The organism is Nocardia sp. PE-7 (genome assembly GCF_030486425.1).
Classification (GTDB): domain Bacteria; phylum Actinomycetota; class Actinomycetes; order Mycobacteriales; family Mycobacteriaceae; genus Nocardia; species Nocardia salmonicida_A.
This window is the reverse complement of the sequence record NZ_CP129614.1, coordinates 1,658,923-1,679,162: the sequence shown is the minus strand read 5'-3', so window position 1 is coordinate 1,679,162 and position 20,240 is coordinate 1,658,923. Positions and strand designations below refer to the sequence as shown.

Sequence of the window (20,240 nt, the reverse complement as noted above, 5' to 3'; positions counted from 1 at the left end):
TGTCGCGTTTGTTCAAGACAGCGCGGCGTCGCGGTGGTTACCTCGGTACATGTCCGACACCGAACGAGTAGCGCACGCCGCGACGCCACTGTCGAAGCTCATCCACACGGTCGATCCCGCCCGACTGTCCGACCCGACCCCCTGCGCCGAGTTCGATATCCGAGCCCTGCTCAACCACCTGCTCTTCTGGGGTCCATCGCTCGTCGGCGCCGCACGCAAGGAGGCGGTCACACCCCCGGCAGCCGCCGAATCCGACATCGATCTGACTGCGGGCGACTGGGCCGCGGCCCTCGATGCGCACCTCGACGCACTCACCACCGCGTGGACCGACCCCGCCGCGTGGCGGGGAGTCACCCACATGGGCGGGCCGACGGAACTGCCCGCACCGCTGGTCGGCGGGATGGTGGTCGGCGAACTGATCGTCCACGGCTGGGACCTCGCCCGTGCCGTCGGCGCCACGCCACACTGGGACGACGATCTCCTGCGCGCCACCTACGACGAGACGGCCGCCACCGCCGAACAGGGTCGCCAGATGGGCATCTACGGCCCCGAAGTGCCCGTCGACGGCACCGCTCCCCTGTTGGACCGCATCCTCGGCCTCACCGGACGCGACCCCTCCTGGCCGTAGGCGTGCGCGATCAGTTGCTGTCCACCGACTCCCGGGGCTCGCGCAGACCCCGGGTCTGCTGTTCGGGCACCGCGACCGGGGCCACCGGGAGTCCGGGGAACCAGCGATACATCGCGGCCGCTCCACCGAGACCCGCGACAGCGAGCGCGCCCGCCGCCGCGCCGAGCACCGTCACCGCGCTGATCGCGCCGACCGCGATCGGACCCGCGAACATGCCGATGTCATGGGTGAGCCGCCAGGCGCCGAGGAACTCCGCGCGCTGGCCTGGCGGCGCGACATCGGCTCCGACAGTCATGATCACGCCGTTGCTCAACCCGTTGGCGAAGCCGAGCAGCACGGCGACAGCGGTCAGCCCGACCACCGACCCCGCGAACGGCAACGCCGCATACCCCGCCGCGAAGGCAATCATCGCGGGAACGCCGATCGCCCTGCGACCGTAGCGATCCAGCCAGATTCCGGCCGGATACGACATCAGCACGTCCACCGCGCCCGCGATACCGAAAATGATGCTGGTGGTCGCCGCGTCGGCACCGATGTGCACCGCCCACAACGGCAGCAACGATTGCCGTGCCGCCCGTGCCGCGCCCATGAGCAGAGCGCCGAGTCCGAGCGTGCTGAGCAGCCTGCGATGCTCCACCACCACCGCGCGAATCGTGTTGTCGCTGACTACCGTCGGCGAACCATCGGTCTCCGGCATGGCGAACACCAGCGCACCCGCGACGAGCATGGCGACGAGTTGGATCCACAACCCACCGATCGGGCCGAGCCAGTGCACCGCACCCGCCCCGAGGAACGGTCCGGCGAAGAACCCGAAGCGCATCCACCCGGCCAGCGCCGAAAAGGCCCGTCCCCGATCGGCACTCGGCACCACGGCCACGATGTAGGTCTGTCTGGCCAGCCCCCACACCGCACCAGAGGCACCGTTGATCAGCAGCCCGACCGCGAACACGGCGATATTCGGCGCGAGGATGGCCACGAGCAGACCCAGCGCGCAGGTGAAGGAACCGAGCGCGATCGCCCTGCGCTCCCCTGTGCGCGCCACCAGCCAGCCCGCGGGCAGATCGCCGAGGATGAGCCCGAAGCCCATCATGGCGACGACCACGCCCGCGGTGGCGACCGACGCGCCGAGTTCGAGTGCGCGCAGCGGCAGCATGGGAGTCGCTGCGCCCGAACCGATTCCGTAGATGGCCGACGGAACGAAGACCGCCAGCGCCATGGACCGCAGCTGGGTCACGACGCCGCCGCCGACCGGCGAGTGCCGTGTCGGCTGCTACAGCCCACCGTCATCCGGCTAGTGCGGCACTGCGGGCGAACTGACTCTCCGGGCGTGCGAGCCCGAAGTGATCGCGCAACGTGGTTCCGGTGTACTCGGTGCGGAACAGCCCGCGCTCCTGCAGGATCGGCACCACCGTTTCGGCGAATACCTCGAGCCCACCGGGGTAGTACGGCGGCATCACGTTGAAACCGTCCGCCGCGCCCTGGGTGAACCACTCTTCGATGGTGTCGGCCACCTGCTCGGGCGTGCCCGCGAACACCCGGTGGCCGCGCGCGCCGGCCAGCCGGTGCAGCAGCCCACGCAAGGTCGGCCGTTCCCGCTCGACGATGCCCGCCACCACCTGCAATCTGCTGCGCGCGTTGTCGGTGACATCGCCCGCTCCCGCGAACGCTTCCACGGGGACCAACTCGTCGAGGGCGAGGCTGCGCAGCGAGGTGCCGGTGATCGATTCCAGCTGCTTGAGCCCGTATTCGGGCACCGTCAGCTCGTTGAACTCGCGTTCCAAACGCAGTGCCGCGGCCTCGGTATCGGCGATGAACGGGCTGATCCCGGGCAGGATCTTCACCTCGTCGGCGGTACGGCCGAACTCGGTGGCCTTGGACTTGATATCGGCGTAGAAGGACTGCGCGTCCGAAAGCCGTTGATGGGCTGTGAAGATCGCCTCCGCGTACTTGCCCGCGAAGGCACGACCCTCGTTCGACGCCCCGGCCTGCACCAGCACCGGACGGCCCTGCGGTGTCCGCGCGGAGTTGAACGGCCCACGCACACTGAGATGTTCGCCGACGAAGTCGATCGGATGGATCTTGTCCGGATCGGCGTACACACCGGCGGCGCGGTCGAGCACGATCGCGTCGTCCTCCCAGCTGTCCCACAGCCCGACCACCGCGTCGACGAATTCCCGTGCGCGGGCATAGCGTTCGGCGTGATCCGGGTGGCGTTCGAGCCCGAAGTTGGCCGCGGCCAGATCGGTGCCGGTGGTGACGATGTTCCAGCCCGCCCGCCCACCGGAGATGTGGTCGAGCGAGGAGAACAGCCGCGCCAGGTTGTAGGGCTCGTAGTAGGTGGTCGACGCGGTGGCGATCAGGCCGAGATGTGTTGTCGCCGAGGCGATCGCGGTGAGCAGCGTGATCGGCTCCAAGCCGGGCGCGGCGTTGTGCCGAACATCGGTGCGCAGCGCGGGGCCGTCGGCGAAGAACACCGCGTCGAGCTTCGCCGCCTCCGCGGTACGCCCGATCTCCTGGTAGTAGGAGACGTCGTAGATGCGGTCGGGCCTGCTGTCGGGATGCCGCCAGGCGGCCTCATGGTGCCCGGACGGGTAGATGAACGCGTTCAGACTCAGTTGACGCGGTGCACTCATGACGCCTGCTTCACTTTCTCTAAATCTGTCGTGTCGACGCCGAGCCCGGTCAACAGCACTTCCCGCAGCCGGACGAACTCCGGGTGGGCGTGCCTGCGCGGGCGCGGGGTCTCGATGCGCTGATCGATCGTGATCCGGCCCTCGTCGAGGACCAGCACCCGATCGGCGAGCAGCACGGCCTCGTCCACATCGTGGGTCACCAGCAGCACGGCGGGCCGATGCCGCTCGCACAGGGCTTGGAGCAGGGCATGCATCCGAATCCGGGTCAGCGCGTCGAGCGCGCCGAACGGTTCGTCGGCCAGGAGCAGTTCCGGCTCACGCACCAGCGACCTGGCCAAGGCCACCCGCTGCTGTTCACCGCCGGAAAGCTCACGCGGCCAAGCCTTCTCGCGTCCGGCCAACCCGACCTCGGCCAGCGCGGATCGCCCGCGCTGCTGCGCGTCGCGCCCGGTCAGCCCGAGCACCACATTGTCGAGCACCCGCGCCCACGGCAGCAGCCGCGAATCCTGGAACACCACCGCGCGCTGCGTCGGCACCGTCAGGTCACCGGATCCGGGTACTTCGGAATCGAGTTCGGCCAGTGCCCGCAGCAGCGTGCTCTTGCCCGAACCGCTGCGCCCCAGCAGCGCGACGAACTCACCGCGCCGGATCTCGATGTCGATGCCGTTCAGGACGATGCGCTCGCCGAAGCCACGTGTCAGGGCGCGGGTACGTACGACGACCCGCTCGTCGGAGCTCAGTCGCCCAGTGTCTGTCGCCATGCCAGCACCTTTCGTTCCGTTGCCCGCACGGCGAGATCACCGAACAGTCCGAGCAGCCCGTAGATCACCAGACCGACGACGATCACGTCGATCTGGCCGTAGGTGCGCGCCTGGGTCATCAGGTAGCCGATGCCGCTGGTCGCGTTGACCTGCTCCACCACCACCAGCGCCAACCAGGAAATGGTCACCGCCAGCCGCAGCCCGAGGAAGAAGCCCGGCAACGAGCCCGGCAACGCGATGCGCCGCAGGAATCCCCACCGCGACAGCCCGACGGTCTCGGCCAGTTCCACATAGCGCGCGTCGACGCTGCGCAGGTAGGCGTGGGTATTGATGTAGATCGGGATGAGCACGCTGGTGGTGATCACGATCAGTTTCATCTGCTCGCCGATCCCGAACCAGACGATGAACAGCGGAATCAGCGCCAGCGTCGGGATGGCCCGCTTGATCTGCACGGGACCGTCGACCACCGCCTCACCGATCCGGCTCAGCCCCGCGACCAGCGCGAGCACCACGCCGATCGCCACACCGAGAACGAGGCCGATCACGGCGCGCTGCAACGAGGTCAGCAGGTTGGACTGCAACCGGCCGTCGGCGATCAGGTCGCCCGCAGTCTGCGCGACCGTCCACGGCGCGGGCAGGGTCTCCGGGTCGATGGCACCGATCGCGGAACCGATCACCCAGGTACCGATGAGCAGGGCCGGACCGAGGGCGAAGCCGAACGGGATCGGCTTGCCCGGCCCCAGTGTGCGCCTGCCCCGCCCACGCGGGGCGAGCGCCTCGACCGGGGCCGTGCTGGCCCTGAGCTTGCGCAGCGAGCCCGCGTCGATGGTGGCCATCAGCTCGCCGCCGGTGCGAACGCGGCCCCGCTGGCAGTGACGGCCTCACTGACCGCGGCATCGAAGCGCAGGTCGAAACCGTCGACCGCCTTGATCTTCTTCGGCAGCTCGCCCACGGCGTCGATCGCGTCGATCGTGGTCTGCTGCCGGGCGATCAACTGCTGGTCGAGGTGCGGGAAGGTGTAGGTGCCCAGCGATTCGACGATCCGCTTGGCGTCGTCGGCGCTGACCTTCTGGCTTCCGACGTAGTAGCGGGTGGCCCATTCCTCGCGGTGGGTGTTGGTCCACTGCCAGGCCCGCACGAACGCGCCGACCAGAGCACGGGTCGCGGCGGCCTTCGCCGGATCCTGGACCACCGCCCGGCGCGCGTACAGGTAGGCGAGGCCGCTGTAGATGCCCGTGGTCTCCGAGTCCGGGATCAACGAGGCGCCCTCGGTGCGCAGGAACCGGGTCACATTGGGTTCGATCAGCGGCGCGACGTCGACCTGAGCGGTGCGGACCGCGTCGGGGAACTCGGCCAGCTGCAGCCGGACCAGCTCCACATCGGTGGGCTTCAGACCCGCCTTGGTGAGCGCCTTCAACACCGCCGCCTGCTGGGCGGTGCCCTCGGCGTAGGCGATCTTCTTGCCCTTCAGGTCCGTGAGCTTGCTGATCGAACGGCCCGGCGCCACAGCGAGTTTCAGCGCCTGAGGGTTGGTCTGATAGGAACCGATGATCGGCACGTCCTGGCCCGCGGCCAGCGCGTGGATCGGCGGCACATCGCCGACCTGACCGACGTCTGCCGCGCCCGCCCGGAAGGCCTCGAGGATGGCCGGGCCGCCGACGAAGTTGGCGAACTCGATCTTGAACGGCAGCTTGTCCAGTTCGCCGGACAACCGAAGCGCCGACTGCAGACGCTCCGACTGATCGGCGACGACGAGCGTGGTCCCCGGCGGAACCTCGGTGGGCAGTGGCGCGTCGGGGGTGCCGACCGGTGTGTCGTTGCCTTGCGCGCAGCCGGTCAGGCCGAGCGTCGCAACGGTTGCCATCGCGAGGAGTGCGGCGGTGGCGCGGCCACGCAGGCCGGGTCGAAAGGTGTTCGGTCGGTGCATAGGAGGATTCAAGCAACCGCGATCACCCCCGAACACCATTAGCCTTGCCATGATTTGAAGTGCTCGGCTACTTCTCGGCATCGAGTACCGCGACGGAGTCGGACGTCGTCGCGGCGCACCGTGTTTCAGTCGATCGTGCCCCGCTCAGCCAGCGCGACCAGCTTGGCCAACGCCATCTGCCAGGTTCCCTCGTTGTCGGCGAGACTGAGCCCCGGCGGAACCCCTTCGTGCACGACATCGAGGTGGGTGCCGCCGTCCACGTCGGTCAATGTGAAAGTGACCGACTGCGCACCGGTCATGTCCGGCCGCTCCGTGACGAACTCCAGCACCTCGACCACCTGCTCGTCCGGAACGAGCGAACGGAACGTCCCGAAGTAGGCATCGTGCTGCAGATCTGTCTTCTCCGCGTCGGTGGAGGCGTCGTAGGTGATGGTGATCGAGAACGATCCGCCCTCGACCGGCTCGAACCGATGCACCTCGCTGGTCATCCCGTCGGGCACCATCCAGATACCCACCGCGTCGCCGTCGAGCAACAGGCGGTAGACGGTGGAGCGAGGCGCGGTGATGTGCGTACCGATCCTGGTGGTCGCCATGACTTCACGATAGTCGCCACACCGACGTCGATCGATCAACTGCCGCAGGCGCGTGCCAGTGTCTGCAGCGGGTCGGTCAGCACGTCGACGAACGCCAGTTCCGCGGCCCCGATCAGCGGGGCGTCGTCGGCCAGCGCGGAGGTCCGCAGCCGTACGCGCTCACGGACCGCCAACAGCCCGTTCACCGCCAACCGGCTGCGGACCTGCGCGGCCGAGGCGAGGTAGATCTCGCGCAGCACCCCGCCGAACACGACCATCGTCGGGTTGAAGATATTGACCAGGTTGGCCACCCCGAACCCGAGCCAGTCGCCGACCTGGTGCAGCGCGTCGCGGGCGGTCGCGTCACCACGGGCGGCCGCGTCGACGATCGCCTCGACCGCCGCCCGGCCGGTGAGGTCGGCCCGGCCCGCCACCGCGATCAGCGCCAGCTCCCCCGCCTCCGCCTCCAGGCAACCGCGCGAACCACACCGGCACGCCCGGCCGCCGGGGTTCACGATCATGTGCCCCACCTCGCCGCCGTAGCCGCCCTCGCCGCCGAGCAGCTCGCCGCCCATGATGACGCCGCCGCCGATGCCGACTTCACCGTGCAGATAGATCAGATCCGACACCCCGGCGCCGACACCGCGCTCACGCTCGGCCAGCGCGCCCAGGTTGGCATTGTTGCCGACCACGACCCGAACACCGAGCCGCTCGGACAGTTTCGCGCCGACCGGCACATCCACCCAGCCGATATTCGGCCCGTACCGCACCACGCCGTCGCCCTCGCGCACCATGCCACAGAACGCGAGCCCGACACCCACACAGACGCTGTCGGGCCCGGCCGATCCGATCATCGTCTCGGCCATCACCGCCAGTGATTCGATCACCTCGTCGGGATCGAATGCCATACTGTCACGCGGTGTTTCGCGCCGGTCGAGAATCACGCCGCCGAGACCGACCCGCGCTACCGCGAGCCGGTCGGCGCCGACATCCAACGCGAGCACATACACCCGCTCCGACTCGGGCCGCACCACCAGCGACGGCCGTCCGGCCCGGCCCGTCTGGCGTGGCAGTTCCTCACTCACCAGCCCGGCAGCGGCGAGATCGGTGGTCAGGGCCAGAATCGTGCTGCGGTTCAAGCCCATCCGCTCGGCCAGCACCGCCCGCGAGACCGGGCCGCTCACGTGGACGTGGCGCAGCAACGCGGCGAGGTTACGGGTTCGGATCTCGTCCGGGGCGGGTGCAGCCCTCACTCGGCCCAGCCTTCCCGGTCGATGGTCAACTTCCTGGCAGCGAACGCTTGCGCGACAGCGCGTCCACCCCCGCCGCGAGCAGCAGGACAAATCCTGTCACAACGAATTTCGTGCCCGCGCTGTAGCCCATCAGCCCCATCCCGTTGTTGATCACCGCGACCACCGCGGCGCCGAGCACCGCGTCGAGCATCCGGCCGCGACCACCGAACAGGCTGGTACCACCGATCACCGCCGCGCCGACCGCGGTGAGCAGCACATCGGAACCGCCGGTGTTCGGATCGACGGAGTTGGCCCGCGAGGCCGCGATCAACCCGCCGACGGCGGCCATCGTCGAACAGAGGACGAACGCGCTGATCTTGATCCGATCGACCGGAATGCCCGCGCGCCGAGCAGCTTCCACACTGCCGCCGACCGCGTACACATGCCTGCCGAACGAGGTGCGATTGAGCACGAACGTCCACAGCAGCAGCAACGCGATGATGATCGGCACCACGATCGGCATGCCCTGCAGCGAGTTTACCTCCGGGTTGCGGCTGCGCTCGTCATTGAGCACCAGCACCGCCACCCCCGCGACGAGCGCGACCGCCGCGATCCGCAACGCGACCACCGGCGCCGTCTCGCCGGTGAGCCCGAGTGTGTTGCGCGCCCGCAACTTTCGGTACTGCACGAACGAGAACCCGCCGAGCAGCACCAGATACATCACCCAGCCGAGCAGGGGCGGCACGTTCTTGTTGGCGATCGCCAGGATCGTCTCGTCGTGAATGGAGATATTGCGGCCGTTGTCCATGATCTTCAGTGCGACGCCCTGCAGCGCGAGGAACGCGGCCAGCGTCACCACGAACGACGGGACACCGATCTTCACCACGATCGCACCGATCGTCAGCCCGATCACCACGCCGGTGAGCAGCGATACGAGCACCGCCGCGTACCAGGGCCAGCCCTTGTCGGTGAGCAACACCGCGAGCACCGCCGCGCACACACCGCTGGTGAAGCCGGCCGACAGGTCGATCTCCCCGAGCAACAGCACGAAGATCAATCCCATCGCGATCACCGCGATGGCGGCGCCCTGGGTGAGCAGGTTCGCGATATTGCCCTGGGTCATGAACACCGGCCGCGCGATCCAGAACACGACCGACAGCACGACCAGCGCGATAACCGAGGGCAGCGCACCCATGTTGCCGCTGCGAATCCGCTCCACATAGCCGGTGACCAATTCGGTCATCGGCGCGGCGGGCTCGGCGGCCTTGTCCGTTACGACCACACTCATGCCCGCACTCCGATTCCGAGACTTCCGCTGCGGCCGGAGGTGATCAGTTCCACGACCTGCGAATGGGTCACATCGGCAGTCCGCACCTGCGCGGCCATCCGGCCCAGATACAGCGCCGCGATGCGGTCCGACACCGCGAACACGTCGTTCATGTTGTGCGAGATCAGCACCACCGCAAGACCTTTGTCGGCCAGGCGGCGCACCAGCTCGAGGACCTGCTGGGTCTGGGCGACACCGAGCGCCGCGGTCGGCTCGTCCAGAATCACCACCTTGCTGTTCCACAGCACGGCCTTGGCGATGGCGACGGTCTGGCGTTGTCCGCCGGAAAGGCTCGCCACCTTCTGCCGCACGGACTTCACCGTCCGCACCGACAGACCGGCCAGCGTCGCGCCCGCGAGTTCCTCCATGCCGTACTCGTCGAGCACGATGCCGTGCTTCTTCTCGCGGCCGAGGAACATGTTCTGCACGATGTCGAGGTTGTCGCAGAGCGCGAGATCCTGATAGACGATCTCGATCCCCAATTCGGCCGCGTCCCTCGGATTGCCGATCTGCACCGGCTCACCATCGAACAGCACCTCGCCCGCGTCGATGGCATGGGTGCCACCGACGCACTTGACCAGCGTGGACTTGCCTGCGCCGTTGTCGCCGACCAGGGCTGTCACCTCACCGCGGTAGGCGGCGAAGTCGATGTCGTGCAGGACATGAACCGGGCCGAAACTCTTCTCTAATCCGCGCAATTCGATGAGCGGGGTCTCGGTCATCAGCGCACGCCGTTATCGGCGCAGAGCTTGGTGAATTCGCCGGTGCACAGCTCGGCCTTGTCGACGAAACCGTCCGCCACGACGTCGTTCACGTTGTTCTTGAAGATCGCCTTCGGCTCGAGCAGCACCGCGGGCACCTTCGTCTTCGCCTCGGGGTCGTCGACGGTGCTCGGCGCCTCGCCCTTCTCACCATTGGCCAGCGCGATCGCCAGCTTCGCGCCGGCGGCGGCCTCGAGGTTGATCGCCTTGTACACGGTCATGCACTGGTCACCGGCCAAGACGTTCTGCAGACCCTGCACCGTGGCGTCCTGACCCGTCACCGGAATCTGCCCGTTGAGCTTCTGCTTCTTCAGCACCGCGATGGCGGCGTTGGCCAGACCGTCGTTGGCCGCCACGGCGCCACCGAGGTTGGGCGTGCCGGTGAGCATCTGTTCGAAGATGGTGCCCGCCTTGGTGTTGTCCCACTCCGGGACGGCCTGATCCGGGCCCTTCACGAATTCGCCCGCGTCGAACTTCGGCTTCAGCGCGCCGTCGTAACCGCTCTTGAACAGGGCGGCGTTGTTGTCGGTGGGGCCGCCGTTGAGGTAGGCGACCACCGGCTTGGCCGCCTGCTTGTCGGCCAGGCACTTCGCGAGACCGTCGCCCATGAGCTGTCCGACCTTCACGTTGTCGAACGACACATAATACGGCGCACCGCCGCCGAGGGTCAGCCGGTCGTAGTCGATCACGGTGACGCCCTGCGCTTTTGCCTTCTGGATGACGGCCTTACCGGTGCCGCTGTCGAGGTTGGTGATCATCAGCACCGAGGCGCCGTTGGTGATCATCTGATCGGCGATGGTCTGGAAGGCGTTCTTGTCGCCCTGGGCGTTCTGGATGTCCGCCTTGATCCCCGCGGCGTCGAACGCCTGCTGGAGATACTTGCGGTCCGCTGTCTCCCACCTCGCCGAGGTCTTGCTGTCGGGCAGGATCACGCCGATCTTGGCGCCGCCTCCCGAGGAGTTCGTAGTGTCGTCGCCGCAGGCGGTGACCGAGGTGAGAAGTGCGATCGAGACGGCCGCGATGCCGAAGATCCCCTGACGCATGAGCGTGGGCCTTTCGTGGAACCACCGCCTGTGGGCGGTCGTGCTGGAGTGAATGTTGTTCTCGACAACATACTCCAGGGTGACCTAGCCCACTCGTGATTCGGACATAGTGGTCCGACGAGGTTCCCCGGGAACGCAAAAAGGCCCTCCAACCGAAGTTGGAGGGCCTTTCGCAATGATGTTCCGGCAGTGTCCTACTCTCCCACACCCTGTCGAGTGCAGTACCATCGGCGCAGGTGGCCTTAGCTTCCGGGTTCGGAATGGGACCGGGCGTTTCCCCACCGCTATAACTACCGTAACTCTATGAAACTGTCACACAGAGAGCCACCACCAGAAACCCAAACCCTCCCTCACGGGAAGACCTGGACAACCAGTCGTTGTCTCCATGATCTGTGTGCTGTTTCAGAAACCGCACAGTGGACGCGTAACACCTTCGTAGTAAGCCCTCGGCCTATTAGTACCAGTCACCTACACCAGTTACCTGGCTTCCAATTCTGGCCTATCAACCCCATGGTCTGTAGGGGGCCTTAACCCATCAAGTGGGAGAGAAACCTCATCTTGGAACAGGCTTCCCGCTTAGATGCTTTCAGCGGTTATCCCTTCCGAACGTAGCCAACCAGCAGTGCTCCTGGCGGAACAACTGGCACACCAGAGGTTCGTCCGTCCCGGTCCTCTCGTACTAGGGACAGCCTTCCTCAAGTTTCTTACGCGCGCGGCGGATAGAGACCGAACTGTCTCACGACGTTCTAAACCCAGCTCGCGTGCCGCTTTAATGGGCGAACAGCCCAACCCTTGGGACCTACTCCAGCCCCAGGATGCGACGAGCCGACATCGAGGTGCCAAACCATCCCGTCGATATGGACTCTTGGGGAAGATCAGCCTGTTATCCCCGGGGTACCTTTTATCCGTTGAGCGACACCGCTTCCACTTGCCGGTGCCGGATCACTAGTCCCGACTTTCGTCCCTGCTCGACCTGTCAGTCTCACAGTCAAGCTCCCTTGTGCACTTGCACTCAACACCTGATTGCCAACCAGGCTGAGGGAACCTTTGGGCGCCTCCGTTACATTTTGGGAGGCAACCGCCCCAGTTAAACTACCCACCAGGCACTGTCCCTGAACCAGATCATGGTCCGAGGTTAGAAGTCCAATACGATCAGAGTGGTATTTCAACGACGACTCCACAAACACTAGCGTGCCCGCTTCACAGTCTCCCACCTATCCTACACAAACCGTACCGAACACCAATACCAAGCTATAGTGAAGGTCCCGGGGTCTTTTCGTCCTGCCGCGCGTAACGAGCATCTTTACTCGTAATGCAATTTCGCCGAGTCTGTGGTTGAGACAGCAGAGAAGTCGTTACGCCATTCGTGCAGGTCGGAACTTACCCGACAAGGAATTTCGCTACCTTAGGATGGTTATAGTTACCACCGCCGTTTACCGGGGCTTAAATTCTCAGCTTCGCGGATAAATCCGCTAACCGGTCCTCTTAACCTTCCGGCACCGGGCAGGCGTCAGTCCGTATACATCGTCTTACGACTTCGCACGGACCTGTGTTTTTAGTAAACAGTCGCTTCTCTCTGGTCTCTGCGACCCCACCCAGCTCCAACCGCAAGGGTTATCACCGGGCGTGGTCCCCCTTCTCCCGAAGTTACGGGGGCATTTTGCCGAGTTCCTTAACCACAGTTCTCTCGATCGCCTTAGTATTCTCTACCTGACCACCTGTGTCGGTTTGGGGTACGGGCCGTGTACCAGCTCGCTAGAGGCTTTTCTCGGCAGCATAGGATCACTGAATTCCCCTCAACGGGTACGCATCACCTCTCAGGCTATATGAGACACGGATTTGCCTATGTCTCGCCCTACAGGCTTACACCAGGACTTCCATCACCTGGCCCAGCTACCTTCCTGCGTCACCCCATCGCTTACCTACTACAGCCAGGGTCGTATGCAGCCGTCCCTCTTCTCACCCGAAGGCTCGATAAAGAAACATTTGGATACTTAGCACAACTGATTCAGCATTGGGCGCGGATACACGGGTACGGGAATATCAACCCGTTGTCCATCGACTACGCCTGTCGGCCTCGCCTTAGGTCCCGACTCACCCTGGGCGGATTAACCTGGCCCAGGAACCCTTGGTCATTCGGCGGACGAGTTTCTCACTCGTCTTTCGCTACTCATGCCTGCATTCTCACTCCCGTGGCCTCCACAGCTAGTTCACACTGCTGCTTCCACGGCCACAGGACGCTCCCCTACCCATCCACACACCTGGCCCAGACCACTACAGTCTGGACGGGCTATTGTGTGAATGCCGCGGCTTCGGCGGTGTACTTGAGCCCCGCTACATTGTCGGCGCAGGATCACTTGACCAGTGAGCTATTACGCACTCTTTCAAGGGTGGCTGCTTCTAAGCCAACCTCCTGGTTGTCTAAGCGACCCCACATCCTTTTCCACTTAGTACACGCTTAGGGGCCTTAGCCGGCGATCTGGGCTGTTTCCCTCTCGACTACGAAGCTTATCCCCCGCAGTCTCACTGCCACGCTCTCACACACCGGCATTCGGAGTTTGGCTGACTTCGGTAAGCTTGTAGGCCCCCTAGGCCATCCAGTAGCTCTACCTCCGATGTGAAACACGTGACGCTGCACCTAAATGCATTTCGGGGAGAACCAGCTATCACGGAGTTTGATTGGCCTTTCACCCCTACCCACAGCTCATCCCCTCAGTTTTCAACCTAAGTGGGTTCGGGCCTCCACGACGTCTTACCGTCGCTTCACCCTGGCCATGGGTAGATCACTCCGCTTCGGGTCCATAATGTGCGACTAAAATTTCGCCCTATTCAGACTCGCTTTCGCTACGGCTACCCCTCGACGGGTTAACCTCGCCACACACCGATGACTCGCAGGCTCATTCTTCAAAAGGCACGCCATCACCCCACACATCCGAAGATGGAAGGCTTTGACGGATTGTAAGCGCACGGTTTCAGGTACTATTTCACTCCCCTCCCGGGGTACTTTTCACCTTTCCCTCACGGTACTAGTCCGCTATCGGTCACCAGGGAGTATTCAGGCTTACCGGGTGGTCCCGGCAGATTCACAGCAGATTTCACGGGCCCGCTGCTACTCGGGAGACATCCACAACAGCCAAGAAGTTTTCGTTTACCGGACTATCACCGTCTATGGCAGGCCGTTCCAGACCACTTCAACTAACCACTTGGTTTCTTACTGTTGCCCTGATCGGCAGATCAGAGAAGAATGTTCCCACTACCCCAGCTAGACAACGACTGCCGTCTATCACATCTAACTGGTTTAGCCTCATCCGCTTTCGCTCGCCACTACTCACGGAATCACTGTTGTTTTCTCTTCCTGTGGGTACTGAGATGTTTCACTTCCCCACGTTCCCTCCACACACCCTATATATTCAGATGCGGGTAACACGACATCACTCGTGCTGGGTTTCCCCATTCGGAAATCCTCGGATCTCAGCTCGGTTGACAGCTCCCCGAGGCTTATCGCAGCCTCCTACGTCCTTCATCGGCTCCTGGTGCCAAGGCATCCACCGTACGCTCTTAAACACTTACTAACAAAGATGCTCGCGTCCACTGTGCAGTTCTCAAACAACACACCCCAGAAAGTTCCGTACCCAGACCTACCCAACCCTCGCGGGCCGGCGGTTTCGAGGAAAACTCTCTCGGATCGTTTGTTTTGCCATGAAAAAACACTTCGCGTGTTCTTTCAGGACCCAATAGTGTGTCGGTATACCCATCGCGGATGATCACTGAGGACCATCCGTATGCGATGAAAGTTGTCAGCGTTCCACCCATGAGCTCCAGCCGGACCACGAATGGGTCCGAAACTGTCTCTGCCAGCAGCGATCTCGACTCTTCGAGACACTCACTGGAGAATTGCTCCTTAGAAAGGAGGTGATCCAGCCGCACCTTCCGGTACGGCTACCTTGTTACGACTTCGTCCCAATCGCCGATCCCACCTTCGACGGCTCCCTCCACAAGGGTTAGGCCACCGGCTTCGGGTGTTACCGACTTTCATGACGTGACGGGCGGTGTGTACAAGGCCCGGGAACGTATTCACCGCAGCGTTGCTGATCTGCGATTACTAGCGACTCCAACTTCACGGGGTCGAGTTGCAGACCCCGATCCGAACTGAGACCGGCTTTAAGGGATTCGCTCCACCTCGCGGTATCGCAGCCCTCTGTACCGGCCATTGTAGCATGTGTGAAGCCCTGGACATAAGGGGCATGATGACTTGACGTCGTCCCCACCTTCCTCCGAGTTGACCCCGGCAGTCTCTCACGAGTCCCCGCCATTACGCGCTGGCAACATAAGATAAGGGTTGCGCTCGTTGCGGGACTTAACCCAACATCTCACGACACGAGCTGACGACAGCCATGCACCACCTGTACACCGACCACAAGGGGGCCTACATCTCTGCAGGTTTCCGGTGTATGTCAAACCCAGGTAAGGTTCTTCGCGTTGCATCGAATTAATCCACATGCTCCGCCGCTTGTGCGGGCCCCCGTCAATTTCTTTGAGTTTTAGCCTTGCGGCCGTACTCCCCAGGCGGGGTACTTAATGCGTTAGCTACGGCACGGAGTCCGTGGAAGGAGCCCCACACCTAGTACCCACCGTTTACGGCATGGACTACCAGGGTATCTAATCCTGTTTGCTACCCATGCTTTCGCTTCTCAGCGTCAGTTACTTCCCAGAGACCCGCCTTCGCCACCGGTGTTCCTCCTGATATCTGCGCATTTCACCGCTACACCAGGAATTCCAGTCTCCCCTGAAGTACTCTAGTCCGCCCGTATCGCCTGCAAGCTTAAGGTTGAGCCCCAAGTTTTCACAAACGACGCGACGAACCGCCTACAAGCTCTTTACGCCCAGTAATTCCGGACAACGCTCGGACCCTACGTATTACCGCGGCTGCTGGCACGTAGTTGGCCGGTCCTTATTCTACAGGTACAGTCACTTGCGCTTCGTCCCTGTCAAAAGCGGTTTACAACCCGAAGGCCGTCATCCCGCACGCGGCGTCGCTGCATCAGGCTTGCGCCCATTGTGCAATATTCCCCACTGCTGCCTCCCGTAGGAGTCTGGGCCGTGTCTCAGTCCCAGTGTGGCCGGTCACCCTCTCAGGTCGGCTACCCGTCGTCGCCTTGGTGAGCCGTTACCTCACCAACAAGCTGATAGGCCGCGGGCCCATCTCGCACCGATAAATCTTTCCACCCGAAGTCATGCAACCTCAGGTCATATCCGGTATTAGACCCAGTTTCCCAGGCTTATCCCGAAGTGCAAGGTAGATCACCCACGTGTTACTCACCCGTTCGCCGCTCGTGTACCCCGAAGGGCCTTACCGCTCGACTTGCATGTGTTAAGCACGCCGCTAGCGTTCGTCCTGAGCCAGAATCAAACTCTCCGTTGAAGACTCTCGAAACAACCCTCCCAAAGGGAGAGCGAATCAAAATTATCTAACTAGAGTCCGAAAACCTAGCAAATGCGAACACCAGCAAAAAAGATTTCGCTGTTGTTCAATGTCCAACCTCCCACGACCGGGGGGTACATGAAAGATTGGAACCAATAATAATTATTGGCACTGACATTCATCGACACACTATTGAGTTCTCAAAGAACACACGCACACACTTCTACCCACAACATGTCGTCGGGGTTTCGGTGAGGCAAGGGTTCAAACTTAGCTCAGACAACCAGCCGGAAGCAAATCCGATCCCAGTCGCACTGAACACGCAATCAGTCAGGCGCTCATCGTACTACCTCGTGTCCCGGCCGCTGGGCGGCTGAGTCGGTGTCCGTGTCGCTCTGACTCGAATAAAGTTACGTGCCGACAAACACGAAGTCAAATCGGGTGGTCAAGGGTGGTTTCCACGCAGCAGGTCGGCAGTGAACCAGCCGGGCGCGGCCGTGGTGAAGCGGTGGCGATCCCACTGCCCCGCGCCTGCGGGAATCGCGCCGACTATCGGAGTCTCGGTGACTCGCGGAAGGTCGTCCCGATTGCACTGAGCGGCAAGGTCGGGTTCGGTCGGCCACGAGCCGATGACCAAGCCGGCACAGGGAACACCGGCCGCGGCGAGCGTGCGGGTGGTGAGTTCGCTGTGGTTGAGGGTGCCGAGGCCGGCCGCGGCGACGACCATGACCGGAGCACCGATTTTCTGGGCGAGGTCGAGCAGGGTGAACTCCCCCATCCGCACCAGCAGTCCACCCGCGCCTTCGACCAGCACCACGTCGGCGTCGGCGAGCGAATCGACGGCGGCGACGGTCTCGCTCAGCGTCAGCAGGGGCATGGCCGCGCGGCGTGCGGCGGTGTCGGGGGCGAGCGGGTCCGGGTAGCGGGCGAGCTCGAGGGTCCGGGTCACCCCGGTCAGGCGGGTGACCTCGGCGAGGTCGCCGGGCTCGCCGGGCGCGATGCCGGTCTGCGCGGGCTTGCAGACCGCGACGGTGCGGCCCTCGGCCTGCGCGGCGGCGGCCAGTGCCGCGGTGACGACGGTCTTGCCGACGTCTGTCGAGGTGCCGCTGATCAGCAGGACGGTCATGCCGTCACCGTTTCCTTGCCGCGAGCCGACGCGAGGACATCGCCGAGGACCTCGGCGATCGTCTCGAGTTCGGCGGGTGTGAGGTCGGCACGAGCGGTGAGGCGCAGCCGCGAAGTGCCTTCGGGGACCGAGGGCGGGCGGAAGCAGCCGACGTCGAGACCGCGGGCACGACAGGCCTGGGCGGCGTCGAATGCGACTTGGGCTTCTCCGAGGACCACCGAGACCACTGCGGAATCCGGGTCGGACACTCCGGCGATCCGGGCGATGTCGGCGGCGCGGTCGAGCACGCGGGTGGCCATCGACGGGTCGCGGCGCAGCAGTGCCAGCGCGGCGCGGGCCGCGCCGACCGCGGCGGGAGCGAGACCGGTGTCGAAGATGAAGGTGCGGGCGGCGTCGATGAGGTGGGCGCGGATCCTGGCATCGGCCAGCACTGCCCCGCCCTGGGCGGCGAATGCCTTCGACAGGGTCGCGGTGACCACGAGGTCCGGTTCGCCTGCCAAGCCCAGTTCGTGCACGAGTCCACGGCCGCCCGCGCCGCGCACCCCGAGTCCGTGGGCCTCGTCGACGATCAGGATGGCGCCGTTCGCCCGGGTGACGCGATGGAGATCGGCCAGTGGCGCGAGGTCGCCGTCGGCGCTGAAGACCGAATCGGTGAGAACCAGCGCGCGCTCCTCGGCGCGGTCGGCGAGCAGTCGTTCGACCGCGTCGACATCGCGGTGCGGTGCGATCGCGACTCTGGCGCGGGAGAGCCTGCACGCGTCGACCAGTGAGGCGTGCGAGCCCGCGTCGGAGACCACGAGGGTGCCGCGTCCGGCGAGTGCGGTGACCACACCCAGGTTGGCGGCGTAGCCGGTGGCGAAAACCAATCCGGTTTCGGCGCCGACGAATTCGGCCAGTTCGGCTTCGAGGAGCGCGTGCTCGGTGGTGGTTCCGGTGACCAGGCGCGAACCCGTGGCTCCCGCTCCCCACCGGCGCACCGCCGCGATGGCACCCTCGACGACTTCGGGGTGCCGGTGCAGGCCGAGGTAGTCATTGGAGGCGAGGTCGATCGCGGGCGATTCCGCGGCACGCTCGCGCAAGTGCCTGCGTAGCCCGGCGTCGACCCGCTCGGCCGCGCGCTCGTCCAACCAGCTCAACGGATCCTTACTCACAGTTGAGCAGCATACTTGAACACCGTTCAGGACGGTTGCCCGCGCACTCATCGAAGCGCTGCCACAGCGGTCGGCGCGACGCTCGACCAGTCGGTCCTGCGAGCCGCACCGCGTCGGCCCCGGTGCCGATCCGCCGCGAGGTTCATGCGACCGAGGCCTTCACCGCCGCGCGCACGGCCTCGGTGATGGTGGCGATGTCGGCGGTGGTGCTGATGAACGGGGGCATCGTGTAGACGAGGTTGCGGAACGGGCGCAGCCAGGCGCCCGCGTCGACGGCGGCATCGGTCGCGGCGCGCATCTCGACGGGTTCGTCGAGTTCGACGACGCCGATCGCACCGAGCACGCGGACCTCGGCGACGCCGGGCAGCTCGGCGAGCGGCGCGAGGCCAGCCCGGAGTTCGGACTCGATCCTGGCCACCTCGCCGCGCCAGTCTCGCGAGCGCAGCAACTCGATCGAGGCGACCGCGACGGCACAGGCCAGGGGGTTGCCCATGAAGGTCGGCCCGTGCATCAGCCCGCCGTGCGCCGCACTGATCGTCTCCGCGATCCGCGCGGTGCACAGCGCCGCGGCGAGAGTGAGGTAGCCCCCGGTGAGCGCTTTACCGACGCACATCACGTCCGGCGCGACGCCCGCGTGGTCGGCGGCGAACAGCTCGCCGGTGCGGCCGAATCCGGTGGCGATCTCGTCGAAGACGAGCAGGACGTCGTTGTCGTCGCAGATCCGCCGAAGTTCGGTGAGGTAGCGAGGGTCGTGCCAGCGCATGCCGCCCGCGCCCTGCACGACCGGTTCGACGATCACCGCGGCGAGCTCGTCACGATGGGTGGCCACGGCGTGCTCGAGTTCGGCGACATAGTCGGGTTCGAAGTCGCGCGGGGGCGCGGGGACGAAGACCTGCTCGGTGAGGACGTCGGTCCACAGCGCGTGCATACCGCCGTCGGGGTCGCAGACGCTCATCGGGGTGAAGGTGTCGCCGTGGTATCCCCCACGCCAGGTGAGCAGGCGATTCTTCGCCGGGCGACCGACGCCGCGCCAGTACTGCAGGCACATCTTCATCGCGACCTCGACCGAGACCGAGCCCGAATCGCAGAGGAAGACCTTGTCCAGGCCCGCGGGCGTGAGTTCGACCAGCAATTGGGCCAGGCGGGTGGCCGGTTCGTGGGTGAGCCCGCCGAACATCACGTGACTCATCCGCTGCGATTGCGCGAGCAGCGCCGCGTCCAGGACCGGGTGGCAGTAGCCGTGGACGGCCGCCCACCACGAGCTCATCCCGTCGACGAGTTCGCGACCGTCGGCGAGGGTGAGCCGCGTGCCCGCCGCGCTCGCCACGACCAGCGGCTCGGTCGTGGCCGGAAATCCGCCGTAGGGATGCCAGACATGCTCGGCATCGAGGGCGGTGATCTGCTCGGGGCTCAGGTCCACAGGTTTCCTCGTCGTCGCCCGGGGCTGCCGAGACGACAGCCTTGAACGCCGTTCAAGTTATCACTTGTCGCCGGTCGCGGACCACGGTCAGCGATTCCGCGCCGAGCTCGGCAGCGATCACCCGCTCGATCGGCTGAATGTGCTGCCCGGCCGGTCCCGGCGGTTGCTCGCGTCCGACTCCACCTGAGCAGCGGTCGGAGAGCGGCCGGTCACATCGTGCGCGGTGGGACCAGAGGT

Annotated in this window: 15 protein-coding genes and 3 rRNA genes; 2 read left to right on the top strand and 16 right to left on the bottom strand. The window is 64.9% G+C overall.

Annotation, left to right across the window (positions count from 1 at the left end; genetic code table 11):
* Positions 1 to 49 precede the first annotated feature (49 nt).
* On the top strand, positions 50 to 628 hold the full coding sequence (locus tag QX204_RS07835) for a TIGR03086 family metal-binding protein (protein ID WP_301905897.1): 579 nt from the start codon (positions 50 to 52) through the stop codon (positions 626 to 628).
* A gap of 10 nt (positions 629 to 638) precedes the next feature.
* Here the strand turns inward: QX204_RS07835 and QX204_RS07830 are convergent, their stop codons facing one another.
* The 16 genes from QX204_RS07830 to QX204_RS07755 all read right to left on the bottom strand — a co-directional run bounded on the left by QX204_RS07830 (position 639) and on the right by QX204_RS07755 (position 20,003).
* Positions 639 to 1,862, bottom strand: a complete 1,224-nt coding sequence (locus QX204_RS07830; RefSeq protein WP_301905896.1) for an MFS transporter — start codon at positions 1,860 to 1,862, stop codon at positions 639 to 641.
* Positions 1,863 to 1,911: 49 nt separating this feature from the next.
* Positions 1,912 to 3,261: an LLM class flavin-dependent oxidoreductase gene (locus tag QX204_RS07825; protein ID WP_301905895.1), complete on the bottom strand. Its 1,350-nt coding sequence runs from the start codon at positions 3,259 to 3,261 to the stop codon at positions 1,912 to 1,914.
* Positions 3,258 to 4,022, bottom strand: a complete 765-nt coding sequence (locus tag QX204_RS07820; protein WP_301905893.1) for an ABC transporter ATP-binding protein — start codon at positions 4,020 to 4,022, stop codon at positions 3,258 to 3,260. The genes QX204_RS07825 and QX204_RS07820 overlap by 4 nt, the downstream gene beginning before the upstream one ends.
* Entirely contained in the window at positions 3,998 to 4,858 is an 861-nt protein-coding gene (locus tag QX204_RS07815) for an ABC transporter permease (protein WP_301905892.1), read from the bottom strand. Before QX204_RS07815 ends, QX204_RS07820 begins: the two co-directional genes overlap by 25 nt.
* Positions 4,858 to 5,949: an ABC transporter substrate-binding protein gene (locus tag QX204_RS07810; RefSeq protein WP_301905891.1), complete on the bottom strand. Its 1,092-nt coding sequence runs from the start codon at positions 5,947 to 5,949 to the stop codon at positions 4,858 to 4,860. Before QX204_RS07810 ends, QX204_RS07815 begins: the two co-directional genes overlap by 1 nt.
* A gap of 125 nt (positions 5,950 to 6,074) precedes the next feature.
* The gene (locus QX204_RS07805) at positions 6,075 to 6,542 is read right to left on the bottom strand and encodes an SRPBCC domain-containing protein (RefSeq protein ID WP_301905890.1); all 468 of its coding nucleotides are present in this window, start codon (positions 6,540 to 6,542) and stop codon (positions 6,075 to 6,077) included.
* A 35-nt stretch (positions 6,543 to 6,577) separates the two neighbouring features.
* Positions 6,578 to 7,774, bottom strand: a complete 1,197-nt coding sequence (locus tag QX204_RS07800; RefSeq protein ID WP_301905889.1) for an ROK family transcriptional regulator — start codon at positions 7,772 to 7,774, stop codon at positions 6,578 to 6,580.
* Between the two features lie 25 nt (positions 7,775 to 7,799).
* A complete protein-coding gene (locus tag QX204_RS07795) occupies positions 7,800 to 9,041 on the bottom strand; it encodes a sugar ABC transporter permease (RefSeq protein ID WP_301905888.1) in 1,242 nt (413 codons plus the stop codon).
* Complete coding sequence (locus QX204_RS07790) at positions 9,038 to 9,802, bottom strand: ATP-binding cassette domain-containing protein (RefSeq protein WP_301905887.1); 765 nt, start codon at positions 9,800 to 9,802, stop codon at positions 9,038 to 9,040. Before QX204_RS07790 ends, QX204_RS07795 begins: the two co-directional genes overlap by 4 nt.
* Positions 9,802 to 10,884 (bottom strand): sugar ABC transporter substrate-binding protein, encoded by a 1,083-nt coding sequence (locus QX204_RS07785; RefSeq protein WP_301905886.1) that lies wholly within the window; start codon positions 10,882 to 10,884, stop codon positions 9,802 to 9,804. The genes QX204_RS07790 and QX204_RS07785 overlap by 1 nt, the downstream gene beginning before the upstream one ends.
* 181 nt (positions 10,885 to 11,065) lie before the next feature.
* Positions 11,066 to 11,182 (bottom strand): 5S ribosomal RNA (rrf, locus tag QX204_RS07780).
* 136 nt (positions 11,183 to 11,318) lie between these two features.
* A 23S ribosomal RNA gene (locus tag QX204_RS07775) occupies positions 11,319 to 14,456 on the bottom strand.
* A gap of 333 nt (positions 14,457 to 14,789) precedes the next feature.
* A 16S ribosomal RNA gene (locus QX204_RS07770) occupies positions 14,790 to 16,306 on the bottom strand.
* Together the 16S, 23S and 5S rRNA genes form the textbook arrangement of a ribosomal RNA operon.
* A 445-nt stretch (positions 16,307 to 16,751) precedes the next feature.
* Positions 16,752 to 17,432, bottom strand: coding sequence for a dethiobiotin synthase (gene bioD / locus QX204_RS07765; protein WP_301905885.1), 681 nt, complete (start codon positions 17,430 to 17,432; stop codon positions 16,752 to 16,754).
* Complete coding sequence (locus QX204_RS07760; RefSeq protein WP_301905884.1) at positions 17,429 to 18,583, bottom strand: 8-amino-7-oxononanoate synthase; 1,155 nt, start codon at positions 18,581 to 18,583, stop codon at positions 17,429 to 17,431. Before QX204_RS07760 ends, bioD begins: the two co-directional genes overlap by 4 nt.
* 142 nt (positions 18,584 to 18,725) lie before the next feature.
* On the bottom strand, positions 18,726 to 20,003 hold the full coding sequence (locus tag QX204_RS07755; RefSeq protein WP_301905882.1) for an adenosylmethionine--8-amino-7-oxononanoate transaminase: 1,278 nt from the start codon (positions 20,001 to 20,003) through the stop codon (positions 18,726 to 18,728).
* Between the two features lie 64 nt (positions 20,004 to 20,067).
* Between QX204_RS07755 and QX204_RS07750 the strand changes: the two genes are divergently transcribed.
* Positions 20,068 to 20,190 (top strand): hypothetical protein, encoded by a 123-nt coding sequence (locus QX204_RS07750; RefSeq protein ID WP_301905881.1) that lies wholly within the window; start codon positions 20,068 to 20,070, stop codon positions 20,188 to 20,190.
* Positions 20,191 to 20,240: the final 50 nt, after the last annotated feature.

What these genes read in the sequence shown, in the direction of transcription:
- bioD (WP_301905885.1), bottom strand. Translation starts at nt 17,432, where the DNA reads ATGACCGTCCTGCTGATCAGCGGCACCTCGACAGACGTCGGCAAGACC.
- QX204_RS07785 (WP_301905886.1), bottom strand. Translation starts at nt 10,884, where the DNA reads ATGCGTCAGGGGATCTTCGGCATCGCGGCCGTCTCGATCGCACTTCTC.
- QX204_RS07805 (WP_301905890.1), bottom strand. Translation starts at nt 6,542, where the DNA reads ATGGCGACCACCAGGATCGGTACGCACATCACCGCGCCTCGCTCCACC.
- QX204_RS07815 (WP_301905892.1), bottom strand. Translation starts at nt 4,858, where the DNA reads ATGGCCACCATCGACGCGGGCTCGCTGCGCAAGCTCAGGGCCAGCACG.
- QX204_RS07820 (WP_301905893.1), bottom strand. Translation starts at nt 4,022, where the DNA reads ATGGCGACAGACACTGGGCGACTGAGCTCCGACGAGCGGGTCGTCGTA.
- QX204_RS07790 (WP_301905887.1), bottom strand. Translation starts at nt 9,802, where the DNA reads ATGACCGAGACCCCGCTCATCGAATTGCGCGGATTAGAGAAGAGTTTC.
- QX204_RS07810 (WP_301905891.1), bottom strand. Translation starts at nt 5,949, where the DNA reads ATGCACCGACCGAACACCTTTCGACCCGGCCTGCGTGGCCGCGCCACC.
- QX204_RS07835 (WP_301905897.1), top strand. Translation starts at nt 50, where the DNA reads ATGTCCGACACCGAACGAGTAGCGCACGCCGCGACGCCACTGTCGAAG.
- QX204_RS07825 (WP_301905895.1), bottom strand. Translation starts at nt 3,261, where the DNA reads ATGAGTGCACCGCGTCAACTGAGTCTGAACGCGTTCATCTACCCGTCC.
- QX204_RS07795 (WP_301905888.1), bottom strand. Translation starts at nt 9,041, where the DNA reads ATGAGTGTGGTCGTAACGGACAAGGCCGCCGAGCCCGCCGCGCCGATG.